The organism is Mycobacterium sp. E1747, from assembly GCF_001667775.1.
In the GTDB taxonomy this organism is placed as follows: domain Bacteria; phylum Actinomycetota; class Actinomycetes; order Mycobacteriales; family Mycobacteriaceae; genus Mycobacterium.
Genome location: NZ_LZJI01000154.1, coordinates 1 through 678, shown reverse-complemented (window position 1 = coordinate 678; position 678 = coordinate 1). Strand labels below are relative to the sequence as shown.

The window sequence follows — 678 nt, the reverse complement described above, 5'->3', positions numbered from 1 at the left end:
CTGTTCCTCGACCCTACCCAGACGTACAGCTGCGCCTACTTCGAGCGCGACGACATGACCCTGGAAGAGGCGCAGCTCGCCAAGATCGACCTGGCGCTGGGCAAGCTGAAGCTGGAACCGGGTATGACGCTGCTGGACATCGGCTGCGGCTGGGGCGCGACCATGCGCCGGGCCATCGAGAAGTACGACGTGAACGTCGTGGGGTTGACGTTGTCGGAGAACCAGGCCGAGCACGTGCAGAAGACGTTCGACGAGATGGACACCCCCCGCACCCGACGGGTGCTGTTGGAGGGTTGGGAGAAGTTCCACGAGCCCGTCGACCGCATCGTCTCCATCGGCGCCTTCGAGGCGTTCAAGGCCGACCGGTGGCCGGCGTTTTTTGAACGCGCCCACCACATCCTGCCCGATGACGGTCGGATGCTGTTGCACACCATTTTGACCTATCAATGGCAGCAGATGCCCGCACTCGGCATCAAGCTGACGATGAACGATGTGAAATTCGCGCGATTCATCGGCACCGAGATTTTTCCGGGTGGCCAGCTGCCGACCCAGGAAGATATTTTCAAATTCGCTGAGCCCGCCGGATTCTCGGTCGAAAAGGTCCAATTACTGCGTGAGCACTACGAGCGGACTCTCAATATTTGGGCGGAAAATCTAGAGGCCAATAAGGAAGCGGCC

At 60.2% G+C, this 678-nt stretch carries 1 protein-coding gene; it reads left to right on the top strand.

The window, feature by feature from the left end:
- Positions 1 to 678 (top strand): cyclopropane mycolic acid synthase family methyltransferase (locus tag A5695_RS14910; protein ID WP_068083235.1); only part of this gene is annotated, 678 nt, incomplete at both ends.